The sequence below is a fragment of the Streptococcus cristatus ATCC 51100 genome (assembly GCF_011612585.1).
GTDB classification, from domain to species: domain Bacteria; phylum Bacillota; class Bacilli; order Lactobacillales; family Streptococcaceae; genus Streptococcus; species Streptococcus cristatus_H.
On sequence record NZ_CP050133.1, the window covers coordinates 1064577 to 1091161 of the forward strand.

Genomic DNA, 26585 nt, shown 5'->3' on the forward strand with positions numbered 1-26585 from the left:
GTCCTAGTGTCTACTTAAGAAAGATTAAGAAGAGCATAAGTCCAGATTATACATATTGATTTAACTGGCTTTGAAAGGCCTTTTTCTAATAAAAACAAGGAAAAACTTTGAATACGATTACAAATTTTAAAGAAAAATCTACTTTGAACTGAATTTTTATATTGAGTATTGAAAAAGAAAAAGCCCATCTGGGCTTTTCAGCATTATTATCGGATTTGCTCAAAATGCAGATGGACAGCGATATGGTCACCGTAACCACTGCGTTCCAAATCACGCTGCAAGCGGTAGGAAATATAATGCTCAGCAATAGTGATATAGCCTGCTCCCAAGAGACGGTTTTCAACCATAGACTGAATCATACTGATAGTGGCACGCTCAACCTTGGCTTCTTCCAAATCTAACACGACTTTTTTTGTGACCAAGGCTAGATTTTGACGGAGGTCGTCTGTCAAGACATAAACAGTTTGAGCTGCTTTTAATACCGCTTGATAGATTTTATCTGGGTCAAAGTCAACGACTTCCCCACTGCGTTTAATAACTTTCATAAGATACTCCTTTATTTATATATTTCTGATATAGTGTAAATCTCTGGCTTGACTGCTATCAATCCAATTTTCAGTGGAAAACTCAAAGACAAAACCTTCTTTTTCATAAAATGGAAGACCGATAACATTTCCTTCAGTTACTGTAACGGCTTGCTCTCTAGCCTGATATTGTGATTTTTGGTAACTTGTCAAGATCTCCAGTAATGCATGGCCGATTCCCAAACGTTGAGCCTGCGGCAAGACGTAGAGAACATAAACATTGGCTCTGCCGTCCTCACTCATTCCACCACCAATACAACCAAGCACCTGCCCATTCATTTCTGCCAGCCAATAACCATTCCATTCAGGAGAAAGTTCAGTCAAGTCCTTCAGCAAACGTTCTTGGCTATAGAAAATGTCAAAGACTCGCTCTATGTAGGAAGAAGAATAAATATTTTTATAGGTAGTCAACCAAGTTTCTCTACATATTTTTTGGATTAGTTGCCAATCAGCCTTGCTTGCCTTACGAACCTGCATTATCATCACCTCTCAAGAGATAACTTACCCTATCATTATACAATTTTTTCTTATTTTTTTCAAAAAGAATGAAACATTTAGAAAAAGGACTGCAGAAATGAACCGAACCTCTGTTCTTAGAATTCTATCTAACTTTCGAGGCGCCATCAACTGCAATCCTTTTGAAAATAATTTCAGAGAACTATAAATATTAGTCCTTTTAGTTCAAGCTAATAATACATATACTATATATCACTTTACTCTAATACAATGTCTTGTTTCTTGTAACGATATTGCATTTTCCAATGATTTTCAGATACTTCTTCTAATTTCAGAGTTTTGTTAATCTTATTAAAAGGCAATTTCTCTTCCTCAACTTTCCTTAGGAGCTCAACTAATAAATCACCCCCAGCGTTTAGAGAAATTAAACTATCATCCTCACTATCGTATTGAAGTAAAACTTTCTTTGTCGGTTTGTCGATGACATTATACAGATTGAAAGCCCTTTTAATGTCAAAATTCTTCTCTTTGTCTGCTATCATTGACACAGTATGTAACTCTAACCGACCAATTTTAAAAGCCCTGAAAAGACTGACAACAATCCCTAATCCAGCAAGTGTTTCCCAGATAAGAGAGAAAAGTTTTAAATCCCAGTCTGTTATAAGGTTAAGAAGTAGATAAAGAGCCCCCAAACCAAACCCTAACAAAATTAGACCTGCACCATAAAAACTTGCCTTATCACCAGTTCGAATAATTGGCTTGTCGTAAACTCTCTTCCCCTCAAGCTTTTCCAGACTACGCTTTGCCTTATACTCCTCGATTCGTTGACTATGCTTTTCTGTCATATTATTTCATCACACCTTACTTACTCTATATAAAATCTAAAGCAAATTTGCCGATCAATAATCTGGTCTCAAGACCCCTTTAACAGTCTCTTTAGTCGCTTCATAGTCGCCATCAACTACGACCTTAATAATTCGCTTAGCATCTTCCTCAGGAGCTGGAACGAGCGGTAAGCGGGTTGGACCAGCTGCAAAGCCCATGTAATTAAGTACAGCCTTGACTGGTGCTGGACTTGGATAAGAGAACAGGGCATTGACCTTAGGGATGAACTTCCGTTGGATAGCTGCTGCTTTTTTGATGTCATTGTGTTCAATAGCATCCAGCATTTCAAACATTTCATCACCGTTTGTGTGAGAAGCAACAGAAATAACCCCATCAGCCCCCAGATTCATAGCATGAAAGGCATCGCCATCCTCACCGGTATAAATCAGAAATTCCTCTGGACGATGTTCGATCAAATAAGCCATATTCGCCAGACTCGTACATTCCTTCACACCGATAATATTTGGGTATTCTGCCAGTCTTAACATGGTCTCAGGCGTCATTTCAACCACTACCCGTCCTGGGATATTGTAGATAATGATCGGCAGGTTTGAAGCATCCGCAATGGCTTTAAAGTGCTGATACATGCCTTCTTGAGACGGTTTATTGTAATAGGGAACAATAGCCAAACCAGCCGCAAAACCACCAAAGGCATCTACTTCTTTGACAAATTCAATGGAGTCGCGCGTTTCGTTGGTACCGACACCAGCTATCAAAGGAACGCGCCCCTTGACAACATTTTGAACAGCCGCAAAAAGCTCCAATTCTTCATCGTGGGTCAGGGTTGGACTCTCTGCAGTCGTTCCAGCTAGCAAAATCCCATCTGTATGATGAGCCAAAAGGTGCTCAATCAAATCTGGAATGGCCTCAAAATTGATGGAGCCATCTTCATGAAAAGGCGTAATGAAAGCTGTGATGATTTTACAATTCTTCAAATCTGCGTATGCCATAGACTTACCTCTCTTTGTATGAAAAGAGGATTGAATGACAGATATTCAATCCTCGACCTGTCACGTATTTTTAGACAGCTTATTTTAATTCAAAAACGACTTCTTCTGTTGGACGAACCAAGCCACGCTCATGAAGAGTTTCAGCGATTTGGACAGAATTCCATGCCGCTCCTTTAAGAAGGTTGTCTGAAACGACCCACATATGGATTCCTTTTTCTGCATCCAAGTCTTTACGAATACGACCTACAAAAGTATCGCGTGAACCAACTGCGTTAATTGCTTGAGGATAGATTTGGTGAGCTACATCATCCTCAAGAACGGCACCTGGGAAAGCTGCAATGGCTGCTTTGACTTCTTCAATCGGAGCCACTTCTTTCGTTTCGATGTAAACAGACTCAGAGTGAGCTGACAGGACTGGAATACGTACACAGGTGGCAGATACTGCAATGCTGTCATCTTCCATGATTTTCTTAGTTTCCTTAGTCATCTTCATCTCTTCGTATGTGTAATCATTGTCAGTGAAGACATCGATTTGTGGAAGAGCGTTAAAGGCGATAGGATAATGTTTCTTATCACCACCTGAAGGCAAGATTTCCGCATGCAAATCACGTGGGGCAACACCATCATTCAACACTTCACGAAGTTCACGTTGCGTTTCGAGAATGGCTCCCATACCAGCACCAGAGACTGCCTGGTAAGTTGAAACAATGATACGGTCCAAGCCCCATTGCTGACGGACAGGCTCAAGAGCCACCATCATTTGGATTGTTGAACAGTTAGGGCAGGCGATAATCCCTTTATGCTGATCTAGTGCATGAGCGTTTACTTCTGGAACAACCAGAGGCACATCAGGATTTTGGCGGAAATATGAAGTATTGTCTACTACGACTGCACCAGCTTTGACTGCATATGGAGCATATTTTGCTGAAGTAGAGCCACCAGCTGAGAAAAGAGCGATGTCTACGCCTTCAAAGGCAATTTCTGTTGTTTCTTCGATGGTGACATCTTGTCCTTTGAACTGAAGAACCTTACCAGCTGAACGAGCAGAAGCCAAATAACGGATCTTATCAATTGGAAGTGTTGATTCTTCCAGCATTTTAATCATTTGAGCGCCAACAGCACCTGTCGCGCCGACTACAGCAACTGTATATCCCATACAATCCACCTCTGAATTTTCTAAAAATTTTGTATATTCTAGTATTATACTATTTTTAAGGAAAAATGCAAATATTTCTAAAGAATTATGGACTTATTTTGTTACAATACTCAGCCGCTCACGATGCTGTTCTTCTCAATATCAATCTCTCTAAGATCAGCTTCGACCAGCGGTCTTGCCTCTCTAAGAGAACTACCAAGGTTTACAGATTTTGTCCATACGGACAAAACTGCATCCACTGCTCTAAGATTCAACTGCCTTCTACGAAGTTGTTTCATCAAGAACAATAGCACTCACGACGCTAATCGTCTCAGTATCAATGCCTCTAAGCTCGGCTGCGACTAACTGTCTTGCCTCTATTAAGATAAGTTTCAAGGTTTACAGATTTTGTTCTCACGAACAAAACTGCATCCATTGCTCTAAGACTTAACTTCGTCAAGAGCAATAGAAAATCCCCAATCCGTAGACTGGGGATAAGGGCACTTTCGTGTGATCAGCAGGTTCACACAACTGATCAAGGTCCGCTCCTGCGTTATGACCTCCCATGCTTCAATTTGCAGAAAAACTGCATATCGACTCATCGCACGAAATATAGTTTACCTTATTTTTTTCCGTTTTGTCAAGGTATTTACTCTAAAGTATAAACAAAAACTTGCCTATATTTCCACTCTTGGCCTTCTTTTTGGAATTGTTTCCGTACTCCTTCAAGATAGAAATCAGCTTGTTCTAGTAATTTTTGCGAAGGGATATTCTGTAGATCAACATGTGCTTCTAAACGATGAAATCCTAGTTCGCAACTGACTTTCTTGAGTTCTTCTAGCATAGCTCTGGCGTAGCCCTGACGCCAAAATTGATTATGTATCGTATAACCTATTTCTGCCCATTGAAAATCATCTCTAGCTAGCACAAATAAATTAGCCATACCTACATGTTTTCCTCTTTTTGCATCATAAATTCCCCAAATATACTGCTGGTCTTTCTCTAGAAAATCGCGGTGTTTAGCCACCAAATCCGAAAACCAACTTTCTGTACAAATTGTCATATCTAAAAGTCCATCATCAAATGGTGATTGGGATGGTAGTCTATTTGAAAATCCTTCCAGCCAAACTAAGTAATCCTTCTCTTACAGATATTTTAAATAAATATCTTTCATAAATACTTACTCCCCTCTCGGATACTAAGCGCAGCCATTTCTGTCTGATGCCGCTCAATAAAATCTCTGACCCAGTCTGGATTGGTTTTTGAATAGTCTCTCAGTGCCCAGCCGATGGCCTTGTTAATGAAGAATTCCGTTTGACCTAAATTATTCACTAAAATTTTCTCCAATAGTTCTGTGTCAGTATCTTCTTTTCGCAGCAACTGATGGTCAATAGCCAGGCGCCGCAACCAAAAATCTTGGTCACAGCTCCAAGATAGAATAATCTCTTTGGTTTCTGGAAATCGGGCAATGATGGATCCGACCAAGCGGTCCAAAAAGTCAATGGTATCCCACCAAGACTTAGTTTGAGCTAGTTTCTTCAAACGTGGCAAGTCAGATGGGGTCAAGAGCTTCTTGCGAATTTCCAGATAATCTAGCGCGGCATACTGCAATTCTCGATAGGGATTGTCCCAAGATTCATTTATAAAAACCCAATCAATGACGGAGTCAGTCGGCTGTTTAAAAAAAGCCTTTGCTAGTTTCCGTCTGACTGGAGTCTTGACTCCTAGAAACTCAAATTTGTTTTTCATATAGGCTTTCATAGCAACCGCATCATCCGGTTTAGCTACTGCTTTTAGATTTTCAAGTAATTCTTCTACATCCATAACTTACTCCAGCAATTCACGGTCATAAATAGTGTAGTCGCAGCGGTAAATCACGAGGCGCTTGCCGTCAATCAGCAACTCAGAAGTTTTGGGAGCATCAGATTTATCAAGAGAGACACGATCGCCAGCATAGGCAGCCAACGGAGTGCCGTTTTGAGAGCGAATCAGAATAACCTTTTTCTTGCCGGTAAAATCGTTTTTAAAAGCTGAAATCATGCGATTTAAAACAGGGACAGAATGGCTGTTCTCCTCAACATCTGCAGTCTTTTGATACTGGGTAAAGACATCTTTCAAGCCCTTTTCTTCTGCAATCAAGGAAGAGCCCACATGGTCAATCTCATACTTACCCAAGGTGATTTTGAGCACAGATGAGTCTTCTTTGGAATTCCCTTCCGAATCGACTGAGTCAAACTCCTCGTTACGCGAGATGGACAAGGACTTCCCTGACATCTGGTCTATGAGTTGGGAATTCTCATCATAGGTGCGAACCGTCATCTCCAACCCCAACCATTCCTCTTTGGCATTTTTGAACCAATTTTCAACGGCCTGACAACCGGTCAAAGTCAAAAGACCAATACTCAAAAGAGCTATTAATAGGTATTTCTTTTTCATCATTTATGCTCCATATTTTTTTCGTATAAGGAAATTTCTTTTGCAATTTGGGATTTGGCTGCTTTTCCCGTCAACAGTAATTTGATAGGTCTCATCACTTGCAGTCCTAGGCCACCCATTGCATAGTAAGACAGGCGATAGTAAAAATAATTAACAAATTCAATGATGGCAAACAACCAAAGTAAAACTCCAATAATGATATTACTGCTACTACTCACTCTAAAAGACCAGATCCAAATCGGTATATATGCAAGCAGCATCATAAAATTCAGAACTTTTAGTCCTTTATAAAGAGGTGCAAGTAGTTGAGTTCCCAAGGACTTCTTCTTTTGGATTCGTCTTAAACAGTTAAGCCAATAGAGGGAACCTTGAACCAATATCAGATTAAGAATTAACAGTGGAAAATAAAGGACGGCGCTGGATGTAGCAAATCGAGTCTCTGGTTTCGTATACAGAACATACACGATACAGAACAACACGACACTTATCGATTCTCCTGAGGCCAAATAAATTAATTCCTGTTTGAGACTTCTTTTTTTCAATGTTCATCCTCCTATGAGCAAAAAATAGGTGATTGGAATATGGCTTTATTATATCAAAACATCTGGAATTTAAGTCTAAAAAAAAGAGAGGTCAGACTCTGTTCAGCCCAACCTCTTCTTATATCTTAAATTCAATTAGAACAAACCAATCGCTGTACCATCGGCTGCCACATCCATATTGAGTGCTGCAGGACGTTTTGGTAGACCTGGCATGGTCATGACATCTCCTGTCAAAGCCACGATAAAGACTGCCCCAAGTTTTGGTACCAATTCACGAATGGTAATTTCAAAGTTTTCTGGTGCACCAAGAGCTGTAGGATTGTCAGAAAAGCTATACTGCGTTTTGGCCATACAGATTGGCAGCTTGTCCCAGCCATTCTTGACAATTTCACGAATCTGAGTCTGCGCTTTTTTCTCAAAGTTTACTTTTGAACCGCGATAGATTTCAGTGACAATTTTCTCGATCTTCTCTTCGATAGTTGAATCATTGTCATAAAGACGAGTGTAGTGTGCTGGTTTTTCGTCAATGGTTTTGACTACAGTTTCAGCTAGAGCCACACCGCCTTCAGCGCCATCAGCCCAGACACTGGCAAGCTCAACTGGTACCCCGATTTCTGCACAGAGTTCCTTAAGAGTCGCAATTTCAGCTTCTGTATCAGAGACAAATTCATTGATGGCTACGACCGCTGGAATACCGAACTTACGGATATTTTCAACGTGGCGTTTAAGGTTAGCAAAACCTACACGAACTGCTTCTACATTTTCTTCTGTAAGTGCATCCTTAGCAACGCCACCATTCATCTTAAGAGCACGAAGTGTTGCGACAATTACCACTGCATCTGGAGAAGTTGGTAAGTTCGGAGTCTTGATATCGAGGAATTTCTCAGCGCCAAGGTCTGCACCGAAGCCGGCCTCTGTCACTGTATAATCAGCCAAGCGTAGCGCTGTGCTAGTCGCCAAAACAGAGTTACAGCCATGGGCGATATTGGCAAACGGTCCGCCATGAACAAAGGCTGGTGTCCCGTAAATAGTCTGAACTAGATTTGGCTTAATCGCATCTTTCAAGACTAATGCCAAGGCTCCTTCTACCTCAAGGTCACGAACATAGACTGGTGTGCGGTCATAACGATAACCGATAACAATGTTTGCCAAGCGATTTTTCAAATCTTCAATATCTGTTGCCAAGCAAAGAATCGCCATAATTTCAGAAGCCACCGTGATATCAAAGCCATCTTCTCGCGGAATACCATTGACTGGACTTCCTAAGCCAACGGTCACATGACGAAGAGCCCGGTCATTCAGGTCAACCACCCGTTTCCAGATAATGCGACGCTGATCGATTCCCAACTCATTTCCCTGATGCAGATGATTGTCGATAAGAGCAGACAGAGCATTATTAGCAGTCGTAATGGCATGCATGTCGCCAGTAAAATGTAAGTTAATATCTTCCATCGGTAGGACTTGCGCGTGACCACCACCAGCTGCTCCTCCTTTGATACCCATCACTGGCCCCAAAGACGGTTCGCGGATAGCAATCATGGTTTTCTTGCCAATCTTATTAAGCGCATCAGCCAGTCCAATGGTAATGGTAGACTTACCTTCGCCAGCTGGCGTTGGATTGATTGCTGTTACCAAAATCAGCTTGCCGACAGGATTTTTCGTTACCTCACGAATTTTGTCAAAACTGAGCTTGGCCTTGTACTTTCCGTACAGCTCCAAGTCGTCATAATCAATGCCAATCTTTTTTACTACATCCACAATAGGCTGTAATTCAACACTCTGAGCAATTTCGATATCTGTTTTCATTAAGGAACTCCTCTAATTTGATAAAACTATTATAACAAATATGATACAAAACTGCACATTTAAACTCCAATAGCAACATAATGTTCGGTAATTACTTTAAATATTTTTGCATGATGCATCTTTTCTAGTAAAAAAATAAGTTTGGCTAAATTGAGTATTAAGTTAATTTTATTTTACTAAATTCATTTTTTCTTGTAGAATAAAGCTATGAATATATTGATTACCTCTGGCGGAACTAGTGAAAAAATCGACCAAGTCCGCTCTATCACTAATCATTCGACGGGTCAACTTGGAAAAATGATAGCCGAGCATTGCTTGGCCGAGGGGGCTTCGGTGACTCTGTTGACAACGGCTAAAGCTGTCAAACCTGACCCGCATGAAAACCTAACGATTAAGATCATTGAAGATACGGAGCAGCTCCTGACAGCTATGGAAGGACTGGTGCCAGCTCATGATGTGCTCATTCATTCAATGGCTGTTTCTGACTATAAACCAGTGTATATGGTAGGATTTGAGGAGGTTCTTGCCAGTTCAGATTTGGCAGAATTTCTGGAAAAAAGTAATTCTGAAAGTAAGATTTCGTCTGCTGATGACTATCAGTTACTTTTCCTCAAGAAAAATCCTAAAATCATCAGCAAGGTCAAGGAATGGAATCCCAATATTCGATTGATTGGCTTCAAGCTCTTGGTTGGCGTTTCTAAAGAAGAGTTGCTGGCTGCTGCTAGAGCTAGCCTTGAAAAAAATCAGGCTGAATTAATTGTAGCCAACGATTTGACTGAAATTTCTAGCGGGCAACACCACGCCTATCTCCTAGGAGCAGTCACTATCACAGAAGCTTTCTCCAAGGCAGAAATTGCTGAACAATTGTTAAGGCATATCCAGAAAGGAGACAGTTCATGACCCATGTTACTCTCGCTGTCACGGGCAGTATTTCGGCCTATAAGGCAGCAGATATTACGAGCCAGCTAGGTAAGCTAGGCTATGGTGTGTCTGTTCTCATGACGGAAGCTGCTAGTCATTTTATCACTCCGCTTACCTTACAGGTTTTATCAAAGAATCCGGTCGCCCTCGAGCTTATGGACGAGCCAAGGCCAGACAAAGTCAATCATATTGAAATCGGCAAAGAAACGAATCTTTTTTTAGTCGCTCCTGCCACAGCCAATACTATCGCTAAACTGGCTAACGGTCTGGCAGACAATATGGTAACCGCTACAGCCCTTGCCCTTCCATCTCATGTCAAAAAAGTCATTGCGCCAGCCATGAATACCAAGATGTATGAAAATCCACTGACTCAGCACAATTTGGAAAAATTAAAAGAATTTGGCTGGGAGATTATTGAACCACGTGAAGCTATTCTGGCTTGCGGAGACCATGGAGCTGGCGCTCTAGCTGATGTCAATATTATTATAGAAAAAGTAAAGGAAATTATAAATGAGAAAACAATCTAGTATCGCGCAAATTGCTATCTTTTTTGCTATTATGTTAGTGCTCCATCTGCTGAGCTCTATTATTTTCAACCTACTACCAGTTCCGATTAAACCGACCATTATTCATATTCCAGTCATTATTGCTAGCATTATCTATGGACCGCGAATTGGAGCTATTTTAGGAGCTCTGATGGGAATAATTAGTGTTGTAACTAATACTGTTGTCCTGCTGCCGACTAGCTACCTCTTCAGTCCTTTTGTAGAAAACGGAAGCATCAATTCATTGATGATTGCTATGGTTCCACGTATTCTAATCGGAATCACCCCGTATTTTGTCTACAAATGGATGAAAAACAAGCCAGGTTTAGTTTTAGCTGGTGCCGTGGGCTCAATGACTAACACCATCTTCGTTCTCGGAGGAATTTTCATTCTATTTTCATCTGTTTACAATGGAGACATCAGAGCCATGCTTGCATTGATTTTTTCAGCTAATGCAATCTCAGAAATGATTATTTCTGCTATCCTTACAGTTGCAATCGTTCCAGCACTTGAAAAACTTAAAAAATAATCACCTAGCGTGATTATTTTTTTGATCCAAGCATGTTCATTTTTTCAAAGTATTTCACTATTTTTTAGGTCGGTACTTTCAAAAAATATGAAAATATGTTACAATGAAAGCGATTGAACAAACAAGGAAATCTTGTGCCCTTTCTTAAAAACACACAGTGATTTTCTATCTTAAATATAAAGGAGACTCTACCTATGACCTATCAAGATAACTTCCAAAAATGGCTTGATTTTGCTGAACTTCCTGATTATCTTCGGAAAGATTTAGAAGGTATGGACGAAAAAACTAAGGAAGATGCCTTTTATACAAACCTTGAATTCGGTACTGCTGGTATGCGTGGTTTAATTGGCGCTGGTACCAACCGTATTAATATTTATGTTGTCCGTCAGGCAACGGAAGGTTTGGCTCGTTTGATTGACGAAAAAGGAGATGAGTTCAAAAAACGTGGTGTAGCAATCGCCTACGACTCTCGCCACTTCTCACCAGAGTTTGCTTTTGAATCTGCTGCTGTTTTGGCTAAGCACGGCATCAAGTCTTATGTCTTTGAAAGCCTGCGCCCAACTCCAGAACTTTCATTTGCGGTACGTCACTTAGGAACTTTTGCTGGTATTATGATTACAGCCAGCCACAACCCTGCTCCATTTAACGGCTACAAGGTATATGGTGAAGACGGCGGACAAATGCCTCCGCATGATGCAGATGCATTGACTGACTACATCCGTGCGATTGAAAATCCTTTTGCTATCGAGGTTGCTGATGTGGAAGCTGAAAAAGCTTCTGGCTTGATTGAAGTTATCGGCGAAGCTGTCGATGTAGAATACCTCAAAGAAGTTAAAGATGTCAATATCAACCAAAAACTGATTGATGAATACGGCAAGGACATGAAGATTGTCTATACTCCTCTTCACGGTACTGGTGAAATGCTGGCTCGTCGCGCTTTGGCTCAAGCAGGATTTGACTCTGTGCAAGTCGTTGAAGCTCAAGCTGTAGCCGACCCTGACTTCTCAACCGTTAAATCTCCAAACCCTGAAAGCCAAGCAGCCTTTGCCCTTGCTGAAGAACTTGGTCGGCAAGTAGGTGCTGATGTTCTTGTCGCAACTGACCCTGACGCTGACCGTGTCGGTGTAGAAGTTCTGCAAAAAGACGGAAGCTACCTCAACCTTTCTGGCAATCAAATCGGTGCCATCATGGCTAAATATATCTTGGAAGCTCATAAGAGTGCTGGAACTCTGCCAGCTAACGCAGCTCTCTGCAAGTCTATCGTTTCTACTGACTTAGTGACTAAGATTGCTGAAAGCTATGGCGCAACCATGTTCAACGTCTTGACTGGTTTCAAATTTATCGCAGAGAAAATCCAAGAATTTGAAGAAAAGCACAACCACACCTACATGATGGGATTTGAAGAAAGTTTCGGTTACTTGATCAAACCATTCGTACGTGATAAAGACGCTATCCAAGCTGTTTTGGTCGTGGCTGAGCTAGCTGCCTACTACCGCTCACGTGGCTTGACTCTGGCCGACGGTATCGAAGAAATCTATAAAGAATACGGCTACTACGCAGAAAAGACTATCTCTGTAACCTTGTCTGGTGTTGACGGTGCTGAGCAAATCAAGGCTATCATGGCTAAATTCCGTGACAATGGTCCGAAAGAATGGAACCAAACAGCTATTACTGTCGTAGAAGACTTTAAGGCTCAAACTGCTACTGCTGCAGATGGTACTGTTACAAACTTGACAACTCCTCCAAGCGACGTCTTGAAATACACACTTGCGGATGGTTCATGGATTGCTGTCCGTCCATCCGGAACAGAACCAAAAATCAAGTTCTACATTGCCGTTGTCGGCGATAGCAATGAGGATGCGCAAGCTAAGATTGCAAATATTGAAGCGGAAATCAATGCTTTTGTAAAATAAGCAATTATAAAAGATGAGACGAACCAATCTCATCTTTTTTTCGTATCAAATCTAAGCAATTTTAGAAACTTTATGGCATACTAGTTTTATCAAAAGAAATGAGGATTATTTATGGAACAATTTGCTCAAAATATTAAAGACTTGGAAGTCACAACTGTTGACCGTACTCGTCAAGCGATTGCTGACAAAGAGACTGCAACTTTCTTCGTCGGTCGTAAAACTTGCCCTTACTGCCGTAAATTCGCAGCTACTCTTGCTGGCGTTGTCGCTGATACCAAGGCGCATATTTTCTTTATCAATAGCGAAGAATCTACCGAATTAGAGAAACTGCAAGCCTTCCGCTCTGAATACAGCATTCCGACAGTCCCTGGTTTTGTTCATGTTCAAGACGGTCAAGTATCTGTTCGTTGTGATTCTTCTATGACTGCAGATGAAATTAAAGCTTTTGCAAACTTGTAAAATTGATTCAAAAAAATCTGAGACCAAATTAGTCTCAGATTTTTTATTTATTTCTAACATCTTGAAAAGCCTCCCACATCTTCTGCTGGGGCTTGGCAAAGGGGTAATTGCCAAATTCTTCTGGATCAAGCCACAAGACCTCTCCGTCTGCTGCGTGCTGGCTATCTTTGACTCGACCGTAAGCCAGCTGTATATGCCACTTGCGATGACTGAATACATGTTGCACCTTTGGAAAGGACTTCTGCTGCCAATCGACAATCAACTCATAATCCTGCTCAAAGCTTTCTTGAGGAGACAGATCCAGATTGGGCTGATTTTCAGCTACCTCAAAGAGAGACATCTGATTATCTGATTGAAATTCTTCGACTTCAATCAAGGGAAAATGCCAAAAACCAAATAACAAGCCAGCAGCCTCATTTTTTTCAAGCAAGAATTCTCCTTGCTCATTTTCGATAATCAAGCCTTGAAGATAGACCGGAACTGGCTTCTTTTTAGGTGCTTTAATTGGATATTTATCCATGGTCCCGTGCAAATAGGCTGCACTGAACTCCTTTACAGGACTGTCTTCTGGATGAGGATTGACAGGAGCTTCGATATCCGATCCCAGATCCATCAGCGCTTGATTAAAATCTCCAGGTCTATCTGGATCAATCAGAATCTCCATCATAGCCTGAAAGACCTTGCGATTGCTGGGTTGGCCAATATCTAAATCAACTTCAAACAATCGACTCAGCACCCGCATGACGTTGCCATCCACCGCAGGCTCAGGAAGCCCAAAGGCAATACTAGCAATGGCACCAGCCGTATAAGGTCCAATTCCTTTGAGGCTAGCAATTTCTTCATAGCTATCAGGAAATTTTCCAGCGAAATCCGTCATTATCTGCTGGGCTGCTTTTTGCATATTTCGCACCCGCGAATAATAGCCCAAACCTTCCCAAGCTTTGAGCAGTCTCTCCTCTGGCGCTTGCGCTAAGTCGGCCACAGTTGGAAACCAGTCAAGAAAGCGCTCATAGTAAGGAATCACAGTGTCCACCCGAGTCTGTTGCAGCATAATTTCAGAAACCCAGATATGATAAGGATTGTTTGTTCTGCGCCATGGCAGATCACGTTTGTTTTCATCATACCAAGTTAATAATTTCTCGCGAAAAGAGGCAATCTTCTCCTCTTCCCACATTTCAATTCCAAATTTTTTAAAATCTAACATTTCTCTCATACTTAAACAGACTAAAAAAGATGAATTACTCATCTTTTTTAGTTATTTTATTGGTCAACACTTTGTGCAGCTGTAATCAGTGTTAAGTTATAAACGTCATCTGAATTACATCCGCGTGAAAGGTCATTTACTGGCTTGTTCAATCCTTGAAGAACTGGACCGACAGCTGAGAACCCACCTAAACGCTCTGCCATTTTATAGCCGATATTTCCAGCTTCAATACTTGGAAAGACAAAGACAGTCGCTTTACCTGCAACCTTGCTTCCTGGAGCTTTCAGGGCTGCTGTGCTTGGTACAAAGGCAGCGTCAAATTGCAATTCCCCATCAACTTCTAAGTCTGGGCGCAAGTCATGGACCAACTTAGTCGCTTGAACCACTTTATCAACGCTTTCTCCAAAGCCAGAACCTTTCGTTGAATAGCTCAGCATAGCAATCTTAGGATCAATGCCAAACATTTTAGCTGTCACAGCTGAGTTAATCGCAATTTCTGCCAAGGCTTCTGAGTCAGGATTGATATTAATGGCACAGTCGCTGAAAAGATAACGTTCTGAACCACGCACCATGAGGAAGGCACCTGAAGTTCTTGTTACATTTGGACGTGTTTTAATGATTTGCAATGCTGGACGCACTGTAGCAGCTGTAGAGTGGATAGAGCCAGAAACCATACCATCTACGATACCGAGGTAGACTAGCATCACCCCAAAATAATTAACGTCTGTTCTTAAAAGCTCAAGAGCTTCTTCTTCACTGACTTTGCCCTTACGACGTTCCACAAGAGCAGCTACCATTTCTTCCATTCTGTCATAGTTTTTAGGATCTATGACTTCATATCCGTCCATGATATTTTCGATTTCCAAGTAAATACGGATCTTATCTGGATTCCCCAAAAGAACTGGTGTAACTTCTGATTCTTTTACTATGCGTTTAACCGCTTGAAGAATACGCGGTTCTTGCCCTTCTGGCAATACAATACGAACATTTTTACCAACAACTGAGTCTCTTAGACTTTCAAAAACTTCCATGAGTTTCTCCTTTAAAATTTTAATTATTTTTTGTTAACGATGTAATAGTATTTTGGAAATCAATCGGCAACTGGGATTCCAATTGGAGCTGCTTTTCCAAAAATGGATTATAAAAAGATAAAGAGTGACAATGCAAGGCCTGACGTGTAATTCCCGCTTCCAATGTCCCACCATAAAGATCATCTCCGAGGAGAGGAAATCCAAGATGGGCGAAGTGCACACGAATCTGATGGGTCCTCCCTGTATGCAGACGAATGTCGACCAGATAGATATCGCCAAACTGCTCCACAACCTTGTAGCTGGTATGTGCATACTTGCCATCCTTTGTCACACATCTAGTAATAATGCTGTCAGGATCGCGCCCGATTGGCGCAATTATATCTCCTTCCAGTTTAAGCTCACCGCTCCCCTGAACGAGCGCGTAATAGCGCTTTTCAATCATTTTTTTCTGCAATTGCTTATCCAGTCTTGCATGGGCATATCCATGTTTTGCAAAGAGCATGAGTCCACTGGTATCGCGATCCAACCTCGTCACAATATGAACCTGCTGATTTTCATAATCTTGCCGAATATAGTAAGCCTTAACAAAGTTTGCCATCGTATTCGAATGGTTGACACTAGGGATACTAGCTACTCCGGCAGGTTTATCTAAAACTAGAAAGTGCTCATCTTCATATACGATCGACAACTCACGATCCACGGCTTCTAGGCTTTCAAAGCCTTTCTCAGAAGGGATATCTACTGTCACCTTATCTCCAATATCCAGCAAATAAATGGCATTTTGAGATTTACCATTGACAAGAATATTCCCACCTGCAAACTTCACTTTGGCCAAAAGGGCTTTTGAAATTTCATGCTTTTTCAAAAAAGTTTTGACTTTGACATGCTCATCCGCAATAAACTCAAATCTCATTCTTGACACTCCTCGATAAAGGAGTCTCTCACGCGATTCCAAAAGCTGGTATGACTAGGCGAAGCTACAAAGTTAATCTTATGATTATCGATTTGGTACTCGATACGGACAATATTTTTATAAGAAAACGTTTGATTATCGACCGCTATGGTATAGTAATCATTACGAGTCGGCAATAGCTCAATTTTATCCTTTTTAGGAACGATAACTGAGGAACCCAAAGTGCGATACACACGATTATTCAGACTAGCAATTTCTGTCACTTGCAAGGCTTCAATCGTTGGGTGCAGAACAGCTCCTCCCAATGATTTATTGTAGGCTGTGCTTCCAGTAGGCGTTGAGACAGAAATTCCATCACCTCTAAAACGCTCAAAATGAACATTATTGATGACCACATCAACTACCATGGTTCTGTCGGAGCGTTTAATCGTTGCTTCATTGAGTGCGCGAATCGTCCGCGTTTCCCCATTTTCAAAGGTCAGCTTGACATTTAAAATCGGATAAGAGACCTTGGCACCTGTGTCCAATTTCAGATTTTCCACTAATTTATCGATTTCAAAGTCTCGGTAATCTGTATAAAAACCCAAATGTCCGGTATGGACACCGACAAAGCGCACTTTATCCAGCTGCTCTTCATACTTGTGAAAGGCTGATAGCAGCATCCCATCACCACCGACAGAAATCACGATATCTGGATTTTTGGGTGTCAGAATAAAGCCTGCTTTCCGCAATTTTTGCATCAGAGTTTGAAATACTTCCTCACTCTGCCTTTTGCGATTGCGGATTATCGCTATTTTTTTACCTGTATTCTTCATCTGTATCGTCACTATTTCCAACACCGTCATTTAGCTTGCGGTGCAGAGGATCAAAGAGCGCTTGTGCTTCTTGGATGGCATCGCGAATGGCTCCCATCTCTTCATCTAGCTGATAGGCGAGATTAGCTGTTGTCTCCAAGCGCCGTTTGATTTCCTCTGGAAATTCTCCTTTATACTTGTAGTTTAAAGAGTGCTCAATCGTTGCCCAAAAGTTCATGGACAAGGTACGAATCTGAATTTCTGCCAAGATAACTTTATTTCCATTAATCGTATCTACTGGATATTCAACAATGGCATGGTAGCTACGATAACCACTGTCTTTTTTGTTTTTGATGTAATCACGTTCCTGGACGATACGCATATCTGTCCGATTTCGTAAAACTTCTAAAACTTCATCCACATCGTCTACAAATTGAACCATAACACGCAAACCAGCAATATCCTGCATCTCTTGGGCTAAGTTTTCCTCAGTTATCCCGCGAAGTTCCATTTTTTCCTTGATGCTTTCAATATGTTTTACGCGACCGGTTACAAACTCGATCGGTGAATGGCGTTGCTGTTTGCGATACTGTTTGCGAATGCCACGAAGCTTTATTTTCAACTCACCAACCGCCTGAATATATGGATCCAGAAAATCTTCCCAATCTATTGTCATATACATACCTTGTCATCTATTCGTTTTTTGTATAAAATAAACACAGTTGTTATTATAACATAAAATCGCTTTCAGATAAAGAAAAGGATTTAAAAATGAACCATTTAGAAATTGAATACAAAACAATGTTAACAGAAGACGAACATAAACGACTTCTGACCTTCTTTGATCATGTCCAGCCAATTTTCCAAGTCAACTATTATATTGATTCGGCTGACTTTACTCTTCGTGAAGATCGTATGGCTCTGCGAGTCCGAACCACTCCTGACGCTGCTGAGTTTACTCTAAAAATTCCTCAAAAACTTGGAAATTTCGAATACAACCAAGCCTTGTCCGAAGATGAATTTAAGGAAATTACAGAAAATTTGCAATTTCCTCAGGGAGAAATCCTAGATAAACTCCAAGAAAAAGGAATCCCCGTTGACAAACTGACAATCCTTGGAACCCTTGAAAATATTCGCTATGAAAAACAAGATACACTCGGTCTTTTTGCCTTAGACGAAAGTCGTTACTTTGGTAAAAAAGATTTCGAGTTAGAATTAGAGATCAATGATATTGAAGAGGGTGAACAAAAGTTCAAAGACTTTTTAAACGAAAATCAAATCCAATATAAGCCTGGTAAAAGTAAGATTGCCAGATTTGCCGAAAACTTGTAAAAATGCTGAAATAATCTCATTTTTTTGGTAAAATAATATTTATAAATCTAAAGAGACAAAAAGAGGATGGTCATTCTAATGTCAGACAAAAAAAATATGAAGCTTTTCTCCCTCAATTCCAATCACTCAATTGCTGAGAAGATTGCTGAAGCTGCCGGAGTACCTTTAGGCAAGCTTTCTTCCCGCCAATTTTCTGATGGCGAGATTCAGATTAACATTGAGGAGAGTGTTCGTGGCTATGATATCTATATCATCCAGTCTACCAGCTTCCCAGTCAATAATCACTTGATGGAGCTATTGATAATGGTTGACGCTTGTAAACGAGCAAGTGCCAATACCGTAACTGTGGTTATGCCCTATTTTGGTTATGCCCGCCAAGATCGGACAGCCGCTCCTCGCGAGCCAATTACTGCAAAACTCGTGGCCAATATGCTTGTTGGAGCTGGCGTAGACAGAGTCATCTCACTTGACCTTCACGCTGTCCAAGTACAAGGCTTCTTTGATATTCCTGTTGACAACCTCTTCACTATTCCATTGTTTGCTGAGCATTATTGCAATATGGGATTAACTGGCGAAGATGTTGTCGTTGTTAGCCCGAAAAATTCTGGCGTGAAACGCGCTCGTAGCTTGGCGGAATATCTCGACGCTCCAATCGCCATCATCGACTATGGTGAAGATGAAGCAGGACGCTCCGAAGGATATATCATCGGTGAGGTTGAAGGCAAAAAAGCAATTTTGATTGACGATATCTTAAATACTGGTCGTACCTTCTCAGAAGCTGCTAAAATCGTTGAACGTGAAGGGGCTGTCGAAATCTATGCTGTCTCAAGTCATGGTTTATTTGCAGATGAAGCTGCAGACTTACTAGACAGTGTTCCTATCCGAGAAATCTTGGTGACTGACTCTGTTGATACAAAAGAAAAGACTCCGAAGAACGTTCACTATACCACAGCTAGCGAGTTGATTGGCGATGCTATCGTGCGTATTCAAGAAAGAAAACCAGTCAGCCCACTTTTTGCTTTTCAAAAGAAATAAGGGATAAATTTGTGATTTATTTAGATAATGCTGCTACGACTGCCTTGTCACCTGCTGCAATTAAGTCTATGACTCAGGCAATGACAATCTTCGGCAATCCATCCAGTACCCACAGCCACGGTCGAGAAGCTAAAAAACTGCTCCGACAAGCTCGCGAAGATATTGCTAAAGTTCTACACACACAGAGCAAAAATATCCTCTTCACCTCAGGTGGTACTGAAAGTAATAACACTGCAATCAAGGGATATGCCCTACGCCATCAGAATCAAGGCAAGCATATTATCACTACGGCCATTGAACACCATGCTGTTTTGGAGCCTGTTGAATACTTGGTGGAACACTTTGGCTTTGAAGCGACTATTATTCAGCCAGTGGATGGGCAAATCCGAACGGAAGATATCAAGAATGCTCTCAGACCAGATACTATCCTTGTCTCAGTCATGGCTGTCAACAATGAAACAGGCTATATTTTGCCGATTCAAGAAATTGGGGAATTACTAAAGGAGCATCCTGCTGCCTTTCACGTTGATGCAGTCCAAGCCGTCGGCAAGCTCCCCATCTATCCTGAAGAATTGGGAATCAATTTCCTGAGTGCATCAGCTCATAAATTCCATGGTACAAAAGGGGTGGGATTTCTCTATGCTGACCATATGGATTTTGATAATTTCATGCATGGCGGCGATCAAGAAAACAAACATCGAGCAGGTACAGAAAACCTCGTTTCCATTGTTGGGATGGCAACTGCCCTTTCTGAAAGTTTCGCCCACTTAGAGAAAAATCTTGAGCATGCCCTGCAGTTAAAAGAGGCTTTACTGAACAACCTAGCGGATATAGACTACTACCTAAACGAAAGTCAGCCTAGCCTGCCTTATGTTGTCAATATTGGATTTCCAAACCAAAAGAATGATCTTATCTTGCTTCAAATGGACCTTAATGGCTTTTCAATCTCGACTGGCTCTGCTTGTACAGCTGGTGCTGTTCAGCCCAGCCATGTCCTTCAAGCCTTATATGGCCCAAACTCTGAGCGCCTAAAAGAATCCATTCGCATCAGTGTGTCAGATCAAACTAGCATCCAAGAAATCAAACTATTCAGCCAAAAACTAAAAGAAATACTAGGAGGATAAGATGGCTTTTCAAACATCTGTTAGCTTAGCAAACTGCGACTTCACCTATTCACTCCATCCAAATGTCAAGAAATTTACCTTGCGAGATAATACATTTGCTGAAACAAAAGTTGGTAATTACGAGCTTTCTCGCTTACTCGAAGCTGTTCCTAATAGTGGCGATGGATTCTTGCTTAAGATTATCGTCAATAAAGATCTAAGCGGAGTAAAAATCAATATTACGGACAAGTATGGTTTAAGATTGGTTAATATCTTCAAATCAGAAAAACACCATATTATTCAGCAAAAATTCTATTTCCTGATGGATAGTTTAGTTGAAAGAGATATTTTTGAGAAAACACCCCAATAAGCGAAATTCTAAGAATTTTGCTTATTTCTATTATTTTATCTATCTTTATTAGTATAATAATATTTTGTTCATCAAATTAGTTGATTTTTTCACAAGCTTTCTATAGAATAGAAGATAGAAAGGTCGTGATTTTGTGAAAACTGAAAAAAGCAATTCTATTCCACGTGCTACTGCTAAGCGGCTCTCCCTCTACTACCGGATTTTCAAACGATTTAACGCGGAAAATATTGAAAAGGCCAATTCAAAACAAATCGCAGAGGCGATTGGAATCGACTCTGCGACTGTTCGGCGTGACTTTTCTTACTTCGGTGAGTTAGGTCGTAGAGGTTTTGGCTACGATGTCAAGAAACTAATGAATTTCTTTGCCAATCTTCTCAATGACAACTCAATTACAAATGTCATGATTGTTGGTGTCGGAAATATGGGCCGTGCTCTTTTACACTACCGCTTTCATGAACGGAATAAAATGAAGATTGTAATGGCCTTTGATACAGATGATTATTCTGACGTCGGAACCACCACAAATGATGGAATTCCTATTTATGGAATTTCTCAAATAAAAGAAAAGGTCCAGGAAGGAAACGTAAAGACTGCCATTCTGACAGTTCCGAGCGTTAAGGCACAAGAAGTCGCATCCGTCTTGGTTGATGCTGGTATCAAGGGAATTCTTTGCTTCTCCCCAGTGCACCTATCTGTCCCCAAAGATGTGGTTGTACAATATGTGGACCTAACCAGCGAACTCCAAACCTTACTCTACTTCATGAGAAAAGATGATGAGTAAGGTAAGAAAGGAAACAGACACTTTATGAAAAAACCGATTATCGGTATAACAGGAAACCAAAGGGATATTCCTAACGATCAATTTATTCATATTAGTTATACTTCAACTGGCTTTATCGAGGGAGTCAATAAAGTTGGAGGAATCCCAATTATCTTACCAATTGGTGATGAAGCCTTAGCTCACACCTATATCACTATGATCGATAAACTGATCCTTACCGGTGGACAAAATGTCCATCCTCATTTCTACGGCGAGGAACAGACTATCGAAAGCGATGATTATCTGCTTCAAAGGGATCTATTTGAACTGGCTCTCATCCGAGAAGCACGGAAGCAAAACAAGCCTATTTTTGGTGTCTGTCGCGGTACTCAGCTTTACAATGTTGCTATGGGTGGCACACTTCACCAAGACATCGAGAATCACTGGCAAGATAGCACTGCTCAATACACTACACAGACTATGGTCACTAAAAATGGCTCCATCCTCCACGAATTATACGGACCTACTTGTCAAATCAACTCATTTCATCACCAAAGTATCAAGGATCTAGCGAAAAATCTAGAAGTTATAGCTTACGATCCTCGTGACAAGGTCATTGAGGCTGTTACCTCGACTGATGGGAGTCCATTTCTTGGTGTGCAGTGGCATCCAGAATTTCTATTTCCCACAAGAACGGGGGATTTAGCCTTGTTTGATTATGTGGTCCACAAACTTTAGATCAAATCCGTTTTTTCACGATAACTATAATAATCATTTTTTGAAACAATTAAATGATCTAAAAGAACCAACCCCATTAGCTCACAAGCTTCTTTCATATGTTTGGTGACCTCGTCGTCATTCTTACTTGGTAAAGTCACTCCAGAAGGATGATTGTGTACAAGTATAATAGATGTCGCCAAGTGTTTGAGCGCATAATGCAAAATCTCGCGCGGCTCAGCAATGCTTCTAGTTACCGTTCCTACAAAGATTGTCTGCTGATGGATAATCTGGTTTTGACTGTTGAGATAAATAGCGACCAAACACTCCTGCTTTTTATCTCCCAATTCGACCTGCATTTTGCGAGCTAGTTTTTGACTTCCAAGAATTTGCTCTCTCTCCAGCACTTCAGCTTTGTTGATACGACAGCCAAGCTCAATAATGGCCTGCAACTCAACAGCCTTCACAGGGCCAATTCCTGAAATTGTCTGTAATTCTTGCAAAGTCAGATATTTTAAATCATTCAAACTAGAAATCGATGATAAAATCCTTTGAGAAACTTGAAAAACAGTTTCTTTTTTGCTGCCTGTTCGCAAAAATATAGATAGCAATTCCTGATTACTAAGTTTATCCGCCCCTTCTCTTATCAGCCGTTCACGCGGCATCATACTTATGTCATCCTGCAATGAAATACGATACATATCAACCTCCTTACTTATTAATTCGCTATTAAGTAAAAAAAAGATTAAATTCTTACACAGCATTTCAAACATTAGATATCATAGGAGTCATTTGCAAATTCCATCAATCAAAAAACGAAGTAACTCTTGTTACTTCGTTTTACAATATTTCTTATTATAGCTGCATTTGATTATAAGATCGACTGAAAGCATCTAAAATATCTTTTGGTGCCTTGTCATAGTCAATCGTACTTTCAAGCGTTCCTTTAACAATGGTTCGACTGGTTGCTGCCGCATCTTCGCATGTTACTAAAGTGATCTCAGCAACACCCTCCGTATCATTGATGACATCAACACGCTCTGGTGCGACACTTTCTATACTAGAAATCGTATAGGTATAGATCTTATCCTTATCCGTGATATAGATTTTCATCCCTATTTTGGCACGATCTAGCGGTGAAAAGAGCATATCACTAGCTCCAGTAATTCCAAAGACATGGTGGCTGGCTAAGGCATAGTTTCCTTGTCCCATTTGTTGATCTTCTTTCATGGTGCCAGCGCCATAGTATAGTCCAACGTTATCCAAACCTTTGAAAATTGGCAAATTCATCGAAACTTCAGGAATCGAAATACCACCGATAACTGGTAGTTTTTGAGCCTGCCACTGAGCATTGATGACCGCTTCTGTTGAAAGAGATTGGACTTCGCTAAACTCAAAACTCGACTCGACTGCCTTATTTTGCTTAATTTCTTCCTTGGAAACCTTGCTAACCTGGTATTGGTTTGTGTGCCAAACCATGATCATATTTCGGATAGAGGAGTTGAAAATCAGAGCTAGGGCAACTAGAAATAAAAGCAAAACTGCACAGTTAATGATGAAATTTCTGAGCTTGAATTTCTTCTTAGATTTCTTCACATTCATCCTCCTCTTATTCTACTTCTTCCTCATCGTCTTTTGCATCAGGCGCAACCGTTGTAAAGGTGACAATCTGTGCATTTTGGTCCAGACGCATGACCTTAACTCCCATGGTTGAGCGGCCGGTCTGAGAAATATTAGCCACACTGGTCCGAATGATGACACCAGTATTAGTGATAATCATCAAATCTTCCTCTCCAGTAACAGTCATCAGACCAGCGAGAGGTCCATTCTTATCAGTGATATTGGCTGTTTTAATCCCTTTACCACCACGGCCCTTGGTTGGATACTCACTAGCAAGAGTTCGCTTACCATAGCCTTTTTCTGTGATGACAAGCACTTCGTCACCCTCAGTAATCACACCTGCTCCAACGACTTGGTCGCCGTCACGCAGATTGACCCCACGAACACCAGTCGCACTACGGCTCATGCTCCGAACAGCTGTCTCATTGAAACGGACTGAATAACCAAACTTAGTACCAATGATAACATCTGCAGCACCGTCCGTCAGAAAGACATTGATAAGCTCGTCTTCATCTTTCAAATTCAAGGCCTTGAGACCGTTTTGACGGATATTAGCAAATTCTGTTACGCTGGTTCGTTTAACTACACCCAAACGGGTTGTAAAGAAGAGGTAGGAATGATCGCTACTGTCCTGCTGGACGTTAATAATGGTCTGAATGGTCTCTCCTTCATCCAGTTTCAAGAGATTGACCACTGGCAAGCCCTTGGCTGTACGGCCGTACTCAGGGATTTCATATCCTTTGAGCCGATAGACTCGGCCTTTATTGGTAAAGAAGAGCAATCTATCGTGGGTACTCGTTGAAACCAGCTCTTTGACGAAATCATCATCTTTAACACCCGTTCCTTGAACACCGCGGCCACCGCGTTTCTGAGCAGTGAATTCAGCCTGATTCAGACGTTTGATATAGCCTTTATTAGACAGGGTAATCAAAACATCCGCTTCCTCAATCAAATCTTCATCTTCAAGAGAAAGAACTTCTCCCACCATCAGCTCAGTTCTGCGGTCATCCGCAAATTTACGCTTGACCTCGTCTAACTCTTCCTTGATAATAGCGACAACTCGCTCTGGCTTGGCTAAGATATCAGCCAAGTCCGCAATCAAAGCAATCAGTTCGTCGTATTCTGACTGAATCTTATCGCGTTCCAAACCAGTCAGACGACGCAGACGCATGTCGAGGATAGCTTGACTCTGGCGCTCAGACAGCTCAAATTTAGCCATCAATTCAGCCTGTGCTTCTGCATCTATCTCGCTATTACGGATGATGCGAATCACTTCATCAATATGATCCAGCGCAATCAGCAAACCAGCTAAGATGTGTGCTCGCGCTTCCGCCTTTTCTTTATCAAAGGCAGTCCGTCGAGTCACCACTTCCTTTTGGTGCTCAATGTAGGCCAACAAAATCTCACGCAGAGACAGAATCTTCGGCACACCATTTTGAATGGCCAGCATATTGAAGCTGAAATTGGTCTGCATCTGAGTCAGCTTGAAAAGATTGTTTAGAATGACATGAGCAGAGGCATCACGACGAACCTCAATGACAAAACGAACTCCTTCACGGTTGGACTCATCACGAACAGCAGTGATACCGTCAATGCGTTTTTCCTGCACCAGACGAACAATATGCTCATGGACCTTAGTCTTATTCACCATGTAAGGGAACTCGGTTACGACAATTCGCTCGCGGCCATTTTTCATCTCTTCGATTTCAGTGCGCGAACGAAGAACAATCGAACCCTTCCCTGTTTCATAAGCCCGGTGAATCCCAGACTTACCCATAACCAGTGCACCTGTAGGAAAATCTGGTCCAGGCAGGACTTCCATGATATCGCGAGTTGTTGCTTCCGGATTGTCCATGACAAGTTTAACTGCATCAATAGACTCACCGAGATTATGTGGAGGGATATTAGTCGCCATCCCAACAGCAATCCCTGTCGCTCCATTTACAAGCAAGTTAGGGAAGCGAGCAGGAAGAACCATAGGCTCTCTCTCGCTGGCATCATAGTTGTCAATATAATCAACAGTATTTTTGTTAATATCACGAAGCATCTCCAGAGCAATCTTACTCATACGTGCTTCTGTATAACGCTGGGCAGCGGCACCGTCTCCGTCCATCGAACCGAAGTTTCCATGGCCGTCTACCAGCATGTAGCGATAGCTCCACCATTGTGCCATCCGCACCATTGCTTCATAAATAGAGGAGTCGCCATGCGGGTGGTATTTACCCATGACATCCCCTGTGATACGAGCTGATTTCTTGTGAGGCTTATCAGGCGTAACGCCTAGCTCATTCATGCCATAAAGAATCCGGCGATGAACCGGCTTAAGACCATCGCGAACATCTGGAAGAGCCCGAGCCACGATAACACTCATTGCATAATCGATGAAACTGGTCTTCATTTCGCTGGTCAAATTGACATCTACTAAGTTTCTATCTTGCATTAAAAAATGCCTCATTTCAATATTAAATCACTATCTCATTATACCACATTTTAGCTATATTTTCAGTATTTAAAACCGAATATAAAAACGTTTACATAGCCTTTT

General features: G+C 41.3%; 29 protein-coding genes. 11 read left to right on the forward strand and 18 right to left on the reverse strand.

Annotated elements, in window-relative coordinates; all coding sequences use genetic code 11:
- Nucleotides 1-206 precede the first annotated feature (206 nt).
- The 10 genes from HBA50_RS05230 to HBA50_RS05275 all read right to left on the reverse strand — a co-directional run bounded on the left by HBA50_RS05230 (nt 207) and on the right by HBA50_RS05275 (nt 8794).
- On the reverse strand, nt 207-545 hold the full coding sequence (locus HBA50_RS05230) for an ATP cone domain-containing protein (RefSeq protein WP_015604984.1): 339 nt from the start codon (nt 543-545) through the stop codon (nt 207-209).
- 15 nt (nt 546-560) lie between these two features.
- The gene (locus tag HBA50_RS05235) at nt 561-1061 is read right to left on the reverse strand and encodes a GNAT family N-acetyltransferase (RefSeq protein WP_045497417.1); all 501 of its coding nucleotides are present in this window, start codon (nt 1059-1061) and stop codon (nt 561-563) included.
- A 236-nt stretch (nt 1062-1297) separates the two neighbouring features.
- Nucleotides 1298-1885, reverse strand: a complete 588-nt coding sequence (locus HBA50_RS05240; RefSeq protein WP_045497420.1) for a hypothetical protein — start codon at nt 1883-1885, stop codon at nt 1298-1300.
- A 54-nt stretch (nt 1886-1939) separates the two neighbouring features.
- A complete protein-coding gene (gene dapA, locus HBA50_RS05245) occupies nt 1940-2875 on the reverse strand; it encodes a 4-hydroxy-tetrahydrodipicolinate synthase (RefSeq protein ID WP_045497422.1) in 936 nt (311 codons plus the stop codon).
- 79 nt (nt 2876-2954) lie between these two features.
- A complete protein-coding gene (locus tag HBA50_RS05250; RefSeq protein ID WP_045497424.1) occupies nt 2955-4031 on the reverse strand; it encodes an aspartate-semialdehyde dehydrogenase in 1077 nt (358 codons plus the stop codon).
- A 628-nt stretch (nt 4032-4659) separates the two neighbouring features.
- Nucleotides 4660-5133 carry a GNAT family N-acetyltransferase gene (locus HBA50_RS05255; protein ID WP_235285260.1) on the reverse strand — a complete coding sequence of 158 codons (474 nt, stop codon included), beginning with the start codon at nt 5131-5133 and terminating at the stop codon, nt 4660-4662.
- A 47-nt stretch (nt 5134-5180) separates the two neighbouring features.
- Nucleotides 5181-5834, reverse strand: a complete 654-nt coding sequence (locus tag HBA50_RS05260; protein ID WP_045497427.1) for a DNA alkylation repair protein — start codon at nt 5832-5834, stop codon at nt 5181-5183.
- A 3-nt stretch (nt 5835-5837) separates the two neighbouring features.
- On the reverse strand, nt 5838-6449 hold the full coding sequence (locus HBA50_RS05265) for a DUF5052 family protein (RefSeq protein WP_142322405.1): 612 nt from the start codon (nt 6447-6449) through the stop codon (nt 5838-5840).
- Complete coding sequence (locus tag HBA50_RS05270; protein ID WP_045497430.1) at nt 6446-6988, reverse strand: hypothetical protein; 543 nt, start codon at nt 6986-6988, stop codon at nt 6446-6448. Before HBA50_RS05270 ends, HBA50_RS05265 begins: the two co-directional genes overlap by 4 nt.
- A gap of 135 nt (nt 6989-7123) precedes the next feature.
- Entirely contained in the window at nt 7124-8794 is a 1671-nt protein-coding gene (locus HBA50_RS05275; protein WP_045497433.1) for a formate--tetrahydrofolate ligase, read from the reverse strand.
- 207 nt (nt 8795-9001) lie between these two features.
- On the opposite strand from HBA50_RS05275, the gene HBA50_RS05280 reads away from it, so the two are divergent.
- The 5 genes from HBA50_RS05280 to HBA50_RS05300 all read left to right on the forward strand — a co-directional run bounded on the left by HBA50_RS05280 (nt 9002) and on the right by HBA50_RS05300 (nt 13161).
- Nucleotides 9002-9694: a phosphopantothenate--cysteine ligase gene (locus HBA50_RS05280; protein WP_045497435.1), complete on the forward strand. Its 693-nt coding sequence runs from the start codon at nt 9002-9004 to the stop codon at nt 9692-9694.
- Nucleotides 9691-10242, forward strand: coding sequence for a phosphopantothenoylcysteine decarboxylase (gene coaC, locus HBA50_RS05285; RefSeq protein WP_045497437.1), 552 nt, complete (start codon nt 9691-9693; stop codon nt 10240-10242). The genes HBA50_RS05280 and coaC overlap by 4 nt, the downstream gene beginning before the upstream one ends.
- Entirely contained in the window at nt 10226-10789 is a 564-nt protein-coding gene (locus tag HBA50_RS05290; RefSeq protein ID WP_045497440.1) for an ECF transporter S component, read from the forward strand. Before coaC ends, HBA50_RS05290 begins: the two co-directional genes overlap by 17 nt.
- Before the next feature lie 194 nt (nt 10790-10983).
- Complete coding sequence (locus HBA50_RS05295; protein WP_045497443.1) at nt 10984-12702, forward strand: phospho-sugar mutase; 1719 nt, start codon at nt 10984-10986, stop codon at nt 12700-12702.
- 111 nt (nt 12703-12813) lie between these two features.
- Entirely contained in the window at nt 12814-13161 is a 348-nt protein-coding gene (locus HBA50_RS05300; RefSeq protein ID WP_045497446.1) for a DUF6568 family protein, read from the forward strand.
- Between the two features lie 43 nt (nt 13162-13204).
- Here HBA50_RS05300 and mutY read toward each other — a convergent pair whose 3' ends face one another.
- From mutY to yjbM, 5 genes are read right to left on the reverse strand one after another with little or no spacing between them, the layout of a single operon-like run.
- Complete coding sequence (gene mutY, locus HBA50_RS05305) at nt 13205-14365, reverse strand: A/G-specific adenine glycosylase (RefSeq protein WP_045497449.1); 1161 nt, start codon at nt 14363-14365, stop codon at nt 13205-13207.
- A gap of 56 nt (nt 14366-14421) precedes the next feature.
- Nucleotides 14422-15396 (reverse strand): phosphate acetyltransferase, encoded by a 975-nt coding sequence (gene pta / locus HBA50_RS05310; RefSeq protein ID WP_045497452.1) that lies wholly within the window; start codon nt 15394-15396, stop codon nt 14422-14424.
- A 19-nt stretch (nt 15397-15415) separates the two neighbouring features.
- Complete coding sequence (locus tag HBA50_RS05315) at nt 15416-16309, reverse strand: RluA family pseudouridine synthase (RefSeq protein ID WP_045497455.1); 894 nt, start codon at nt 16307-16309, stop codon at nt 15416-15418.
- Nucleotides 16306-17124 (reverse strand): NAD kinase, encoded by an 819-nt coding sequence (locus HBA50_RS05320; RefSeq protein ID WP_005590379.1) that lies wholly within the window; start codon nt 17122-17124, stop codon nt 16306-16308. The genes HBA50_RS05315 and HBA50_RS05320 overlap by 4 nt, the downstream gene beginning before the upstream one ends.
- Nucleotides 17108-17779 carry a GTP diphosphokinase gene (gene yjbM, locus HBA50_RS05325; RefSeq protein WP_037585978.1) on the reverse strand — a complete coding sequence of 224 codons (672 nt, stop codon included), beginning with the start codon at nt 17777-17779 and terminating at the stop codon, nt 17108-17110. Before yjbM ends, HBA50_RS05320 begins: the two co-directional genes overlap by 17 nt.
- Before the next feature lie 95 nt (nt 17780-17874).
- On the opposite strand from yjbM, the gene HBA50_RS05330 reads away from it, so the two are divergent.
- The 6 genes from HBA50_RS05330 (at nt 17875) to HBA50_RS05355 (ending at nt 22441) form a co-directional block, all read left to right on the forward strand.
- Nucleotides 17875-18435, forward strand: a complete 561-nt coding sequence (locus tag HBA50_RS05330) for a CYTH domain-containing protein (protein WP_045497459.1) — start codon at nt 17875-17877, stop codon at nt 18433-18435.
- A 78-nt stretch (nt 18436-18513) separates the two neighbouring features.
- Nucleotides 18514-19470, forward strand: coding sequence for a ribose-phosphate diphosphokinase (locus HBA50_RS05335; protein WP_080940858.1), 957 nt, complete (start codon nt 18514-18516; stop codon nt 19468-19470).
- 11 nt (nt 19471-19481) lie between these two features.
- On the forward strand, nt 19482-20594 hold the full coding sequence (locus tag HBA50_RS05340) for a cysteine desulfurase family protein (RefSeq protein WP_045497463.1): 1113 nt from the start codon (nt 19482-19484) through the stop codon (nt 20592-20594).
- A 1-nt stretch (nt 20595) separates the two neighbouring features.
- Complete coding sequence (locus HBA50_RS05345; protein ID WP_045497465.1) at nt 20596-20943, forward strand: DUF1831 domain-containing protein; 348 nt, start codon at nt 20596-20598, stop codon at nt 20941-20943.
- A 133-nt stretch (nt 20944-21076) separates the two neighbouring features.
- Nucleotides 21077-21724: a redox-sensing transcriptional repressor Rex gene (locus tag HBA50_RS05350; RefSeq protein WP_005590387.1), complete on the forward strand. Its 648-nt coding sequence runs from the start codon at nt 21077-21079 to the stop codon at nt 21722-21724.
- Nucleotides 21725-21748: 24 nt separating this feature from the next.
- Nucleotides 21749-22441, forward strand: coding sequence for a gamma-glutamyl-gamma-aminobutyrate hydrolase family protein (locus tag HBA50_RS05355; RefSeq protein ID WP_045497467.1), 693 nt, complete (start codon nt 21749-21751; stop codon nt 22439-22441).
- Here HBA50_RS05355 and radC read toward each other — a convergent pair.
- The 3 genes from radC to gyrA form a co-directional block, all read right to left on the reverse strand.
- Nucleotides 22438-23121 (reverse strand): RadC family protein, encoded by a 684-nt coding sequence (gene radC / locus HBA50_RS05360; RefSeq protein WP_045497468.1) that lies wholly within the window; start codon nt 23119-23121, stop codon nt 22438-22440. The genes HBA50_RS05355 and radC overlap by 4 nt on opposite strands.
- Before the next feature lie 154 nt (nt 23122-23275).
- A complete protein-coding gene (locus HBA50_RS05365) occupies nt 23276-24022 on the reverse strand; it encodes a class A sortase (RefSeq protein WP_045497470.1) in 747 nt (248 codons plus the stop codon).
- 7 nt (nt 24023-24029) lie between these two features.
- The gene (gene gyrA / locus HBA50_RS05370; protein WP_045497473.1) at nt 24030-26480 is read right to left on the reverse strand and encodes a DNA gyrase subunit A; all 2451 of its coding nucleotides are present in this window, start codon (nt 26478-26480) and stop codon (nt 24030-24032) included.
- Nucleotides 26481-26585 lie beyond the last annotated feature (105 nt).